This window comes from Mesorhizobium sp. M4A.F.Ca.ET.020.02.1.1, assembly GCF_004022645.1.
Classification (GTDB): Bacteria; Pseudomonadota; Alphaproteobacteria; order Rhizobiales; family Rhizobiaceae; genus Mesorhizobium.
The window spans coordinates 1-5,670 of sequence record NZ_RZOI01000390.1 but is presented as its reverse complement, the minus strand read 5'-3'; the positions used below and the strand labels follow the sequence as shown (position 1 = coordinate 5,670).

Below are 5,670 nucleotides of genomic sequence, written 5' to 3'. Positions count from 1 at the left end.
GGGTGAAGACCTGGCGATGGCGCTGCGCCCGGGCGACGTGTTGGCGCTCAAAGGCGATCTCGGCGCCGGCAAGTCGACACTGGCGCGGTCGCTCATCCGGGCCCTGGCCGACGATGCCGGCCTCGACGTGCCAAGCCCGACTTTCACGCTGGTGCAGACCTACGACACGCGCTTTCCGGTGCATCATTTCGATCTCTACCGCCTTTCGGCAGCCGCTGAACTCGACGAACTCGGCTTCGACGACGCGCTGGCGCAAGGGGCGGCCCTGGTCGAATGGCCAGAACGCGCCGAGACCGCCCTGCCGGACGGCACGCTCTGGGTCGAGCTCGCGCATCAGGGCGACGGCCGCCTGGCGAAACTGTCGGGACAAGGGGCGGCCTTCGATCGCGCGGCGCGCTCGCTGGCGATGCGCGATTTCCTGGCCACGGCCGGCTGGGGCGAAGCCGGCAGGCGCTTCTTCGTCGGCGACGCCTCAGCCCGTTCCTATGAGATCGTCTCGCTTGCCGGCCTCGCGCCGCGCGTGCTGATGAACTCGCCGCGACTGGTGCTCGGTCCGCCGGTGCGCGACGGCAAGCCCTATGCGGTGATCGCCCACACCGCGCAATCGGTCACCGCCTTCGTCGCCCTCGACCGCGCCTTGCTGGCGGCGGGCGTCAGCGTGCCGGAGATCCATGCCGAGGATCTCGAGCAGGGCTTTTTGCTCCTTGAACATCTCGGTGCGGAAGGGTTCCTGAACAGCGATGGCGAGCCGATCGCCGAGCGCTATGCCGCGGCGGCCGAGCTGCTGGCGATGATGCATGGCAAGGCCTGGCCCGACAGGATGGAAGCCGCGCCGGGCGTCTTTCATGACGTGCCGCCCTTCGACCGCGAGGCGATGCTGATCGAGGCCGACCTGCTGGTTGACTGGTATGTGCCGATGCTGACCGGCAAGCCGGCGAGCAATGCCCTGCTGGCCGGCTACCACACCGAATGGAACAAGGTGCTCGACCGGCTCAAGGGCAGCCAATACACGCTGATGCTGCGCGACTTCCATTCGCCGAACATCATCTGGCGCGGCGACAGAACCGGCCACGACCGGCTCGGCGTCGTCGATGTCCAGGATGCGCTGATCGGCCCCGCCGCCTATGACGTCGCCTCGCTCGCCATGGACGCTCGCGTGACCATCTCGCCCGCGATCGAGAAGCGGACGCTCGATGCCTATGTCGCGGCGCGCCATGCCGCCGGCGCCTTCGATGAAGCAGCGTTCCGGGAGGCCTACGCCATCATGGCGGCGCAGCGCAATTCGAAGATCCTCGGCATTTTCGTGCGGCTGGAGAAGCGTGACGGCAAGCCCTTCTACCTCAAGCACCTGCCGCGCATCCGCGACTATCTCAGAAGAGCGCTGGCGCACCCGGCACTTGCCGGGCTACACGACTTCTACGCCGCCCATGGCCTGCTGGAAGAACGAACGCCGTGACCGCAAATCCCAGGACCGCAATGGTGCTCGCCGCCGGGCTCGGAAAGCGCATGCGTCCGATCACCGACACGATACCGAAGCCGCTGGTGGAGATCGCCGGCAAGACCTTGCTCGACTGGGGGCTGGACAGCCTTGCAAGTGCCGGTGTCGATAAGGCCGTAGTCAACGTCCACTATCTTCCGGACCAGATCATCGCCCATATCGCCGACCGCGGTGCGCCGAGGATCGCCATTTCCGACGAGCGCGAGATGCTGCTGGACTCGGCCGGCGGCATCGTCAAGGCGCTGCCCCTGCTGGGGAAAGAGCCGTTCTACATCATCAACGCCGACACGTTCTGGATCGACAGCGGCCAGCCCAGCCTCGAGCGTCTTTCCCTTGCATGGGACGCTGCCAGAATGGATATTCTGCTGATGCTTACCGATCTCGATTCCGCCACCGGACATTGCGTCGGCACCGATTTCCTGGTGGCGCCGGACGGCGCCTTGCAGCGCTCGAAAGGCGATCCGGCCGGCCTGATCTATGCCGGGGCCGCGATTGTCCATCCGCGTATCTTCAAGGACGCGCCGACGGGCCCGCATTCGCTCAACGCCTATTTCGACAAGGCGATCACGGCCGGACGGCTGTTCGGCATGCAGATGCAGGGCCGCTGGATCACGGTCGGCACGCCCGACGCCATTCCGCCCGCCGAGGCAGCGGTCGCCGGCGCACTCGCGAAAGCGATATGAGCGGCTCGCGCCGCGTTTTCTCAATCCCGTCCGGAGCGCCGTTCCTGCCGACGCTGGCGGAAGCGTTGCTGCACGGTCGGCTGGTGCCCGGCTTCCGTTTCAACGGCGATCCGCTGGCGCTCGCCGACGCCACCATCTATGTGCCGACGCGGCGCGCGGCGCGCGCGCTGCGCGGCGCCTTCGTCGATATTCTGGGGGTTCGCTCGGCCATCCTGCCGACGGTCAGGCCGCTCGGCGAATTCGATGAGGACGAGGCGGCCTTCGACGCCGAAGCGGCGCCGGCCATCGAGCTCGCGCCGCCGATTGCCGCGCAGGAGCGGCTGCTTCTCCTGGCGCCGCTGGTGCGCGCGTGGAAGGCAAGCCTGCCGTCGCATGTCGCGGCGCGGTTCAACGAGGAATTCGTGGTGCCGGCTTCGGCGGCCGATGCTGTCTGGCTGGCGCGCGACCTTGCCCGGCTGATGGACGAAATCGAGACCGAAGGCACGGATTGGGCGAAGCTCGCCGGGCTGGTCAGCGGCAATCTCGCCGGCTGGTGGCAGGTGACGCTCGATTTCCTCGGCATCGTCACCGACAACTGGCCGAAGCTGCTCGCCGAACGCGGCCTCTCCAATCCGGCCGCGCACCGGAGCGCGCTGATCCGGCTGGAGGCCGCGCGGCTGAAACGCAACCGGCCGGCCGGGCCGGTGATCGCCGCAGGCTCGACCGGCTCCATCCCCGCGACCGCCGAGCTGCTCGGCGTGATCGCCGGCTTGCCCAATGGCGCCGTCGTGCTGCCCGGCCTCGACAAGGGACTGGACGAGGCCTCCTTCGCCGCCATTTCGGCGCCCGGCGCACGGCCGGCCACGCTCGGCCACCCGCAATTCGGCCTGGCGAAGCTGATCGGCGGTATCGGCGTGCCGCGCGCGGATGTCGAGGAGATCGTCCCGGCGGACCGGGCGCTGGCAATCCGCGCGGCCCTAGTCGGCGAGGCGCTACGGCCGGCCGAAACCACCGAATTGTGGACCGAGACGCGCCCCGGCTTCGAGGCCGAGGACATCCGGCAGGCCCTGGCCGGCGTGACGCTGGTGGAGGCTGCCAACGAGCGCGACGAGGCGGTCGCGATCGCGATCGCGCTGAAGCGCGCCGTCGAGCAGCCGGGCCAGCGCGCCGCACTTGTCACCGGTGATCGCGCGCTGGCGCGGCGCGTCTCTGTCGAGTTGCTGCGCTTCGGCGTCGCCGCCGACGATTCCGGTGGCACGCCGCTCACCAACACGCCAGCGGCCACGCTGCTGAGGCTGGCGCTGCAAGCCGTGTTCCGTCCCGGCGATCCGGTCGCCCTGCTCTCGCTGCTCAAGCACCCGCTACTGGGCCTCGGTCTCGATCGGACGAGCGTGCGCCCTGCGGCGGAGATCGTCGAACTGGTGGCACTGCGCGGCGGTACCGGGCGGCCGGACGCGGCCTCGCTGGCATCGCTTTTCGAGGCCCGCCTTTCGGGTCTCGGCGACAGCCGCCCGCCCTTCTGGTTCGCGCGGCTGACGGTGCGCGGGATCGAGCAGGCGCGGGATATGCTTGCCCGGCTTGCCGAGGCCCTGGCCCCGCTCACAGCCTTTCGCGGCGAACAGGACGCCGATCTTGCCGCGTTGACGCGGGCCAGCGTTATTGCGCTGGAGAACCTTGGCCGGGCAGCCGATGGCGGCCCAGCGGAACTTTATGCCGGCGACGCCGGTGAGAAGCTCGCCGAACTGCTGCGCGGCCTGGTCGCCGCTTCGGTGCCGTTCGCCTTCGCTGCGGCCGAATGGCCCGATGTGATGGACGCGCTAATCGCACCGGAAACGGTGAAGCCGGCGCAAGGTACCGACCGCAACATCGCCATCTGGGGCGCGCTGGAGGCGCGGCTGCAGAGCGTCGACACGCTCGTCATCGGCGGGCTCAACGAAGGTGTATGGCCGCGCAAGCCGGAGAGCGACCGCTTCATGTCGCGGCTGATGAAGACCGGCATCGACCTCGAGCCGCCGGAGCGGCGCATCGGCCTTGCCGCGCATGACTTCCAGATGGCGATGGGCGCGAAGAAAGTGGTGCTGACGCGCGCGGCCCGTTCCGGCGACGCGCCGGCGGTGCCGTCGCGCTGGCTGCAGCGCATGCTGACCTTCATCGGCAAGGAGCACGCGGCGGCGCCGATGCGGCGCGGCGCGGCGCTGCTCTCCTGGGCGCGCGCGCTCGATGCCGGCGAGCGGCTGGACTTCGCGCCAAGGCCGCAGCCGAGGCCGCCGCTCGCCACCCGGCCGCAGCATTTCTCGGTGACCGAGATCGAGACCCTGCGCCGCGATCCCTATGCAGTCTACGCCCGACGCATCCTCGGCCTGGTGCCGCTCGATCCGGTCATTCGCGATCCGGGCGCCGCCGAGCGCGGCACGCTGTTCCACGCCATCCTGCACCTGTTTTCGCGGCGGGTCGCCGATCCGCGCGCGCCGGACGCCTTGCAAAGCCTGGTCGAGGCAGGCCGGGCCTGCTTCGCCGAAGCGGCGCTTCCAGCCGACATCGAGGCGGTGTGGTGGCCGCGTTTCGAAAAGCTCGCCGCGAACATCATCCAGTGGGAGCGGCAGCGTGCACCCGATGTCACAAGTCGGCACGCCGAGGAACGTGCCGAAAGAACCGTCGTCGGCCGTACTGGAGTTACCCTGTCCGGGCGTGCCGACCGGATCGACCTCCTCGCCGGAGGCATGGCCGATATCCTCGACTACAAGACGGGCTCCTCGCCCTCGAAAGCACAGGCCCATACATTGCTTTCGCCGCAGCTCGCGCTCGAAGGCGCATTGCTGCGGCGAGGCGCCTTCAAGGAACTCGGCATTCGCGAACCCTCCCAGCTTGCCTTCGTGCGGCTGAAGGCGAATGGCGATGTCGATCCGGAATCGATCCTCGAGTACAATCGGAAGCTCCGAACCGCCAACGAGCTTTCCGAGGACGCCTGGGCGCGGCTGGAGAAGCTGCTCTTCCACTATGCCGACCCGACGACCGGCTATCTGTCGCGCGCGCTGCCGTTCCGCGAGGGCGAGGTCGATGGCGACTACGACCATCTCGCCCGCGTGCTCGAATGGTCGGCCGGCGGCGAGAGCGACGACGAGGCGGGGGAGGCATGAAGAAGGCCTACCCGATCCCGAGCGATACCGCCGCCAGCCAGGCGCGCGCTTCCGACCCGCTGAATTCGGCCTGGGTCTCTGCCAATGCGGGGTCCGGCAAGACGCATGTGCTGGCGCAGCGCGTCATCCGGCTGCTGCTCAACGGCACCGACCCGTCGAAGATCCTTTGCCTGACCTACACGCGCGCCGCCGCCGCCAACATGTCGAACCGGGTGTTCTCGACGCTGTCGGAATGGACGTCGCTGGGCGATGCCGAGTTGGCGAGCCGGATCGTGGCGCTGGATGGCCGTGGCGCCGATGCCGGCACGATGCGCCGCGCGCGCCGGTTGTTCGCCGAGGCGCTGGAGACGCCGGGCGGGCTGAAGATCCAGAC

General features: G+C 69.1%; 4 protein-coding genes. All 4 read left to right on the top strand.

From position 1 onward, the window contains the following. Nucleotides 1–1,456: tRNA (adenosine(37)-N6)-threonylcarbamoyltransferase complex ATPase subunit type 1 TsaE (tsaE, locus tag EN742_RS21965; protein ID WP_128333268.1), on the top strand; the 1,456-nt coding region annotated here is incomplete at its 5' end. Continuing rightward, nucleotides 1,453–2,181: a nucleotidyltransferase family protein gene (locus EN742_RS21960; protein WP_126057122.1), complete on the top strand. Its 729-nt coding sequence runs from the start codon at nucleotides 1,453–1,455 to the stop codon at nucleotides 2,179–2,181. The genes tsaE and EN742_RS21960, both read left to right, overlap by 4 nt. Beyond that, a complete protein-coding gene (gene addB, locus EN742_RS21955; protein ID WP_128333267.1) occupies nucleotides 2,178–5,297 on the top strand; it encodes a double-strand break repair protein AddB in 3,120 nt (1,039 codons plus the stop codon). The genes EN742_RS21960 and addB overlap by 4 nt, the downstream gene beginning before the upstream one ends. Further along, on the top strand, nucleotides 5,294–5,670 hold a 377-nt coding region (locus EN742_RS21950), incomplete at its 3' end, for a UvrD-helicase domain-containing protein (protein ID WP_148670188.1). The genes addB and EN742_RS21950, both read left to right, overlap by 4 nt.

Excerpts from the sequence above, each read along its gene's own strand:
- addB (WP_128333267.1), top strand. The coding sequence starts at position 2,178 with ATGAGCGGCTCGCGCCGCGTTTTCTCAATCCCGTCCGGAGCGCCGTTC.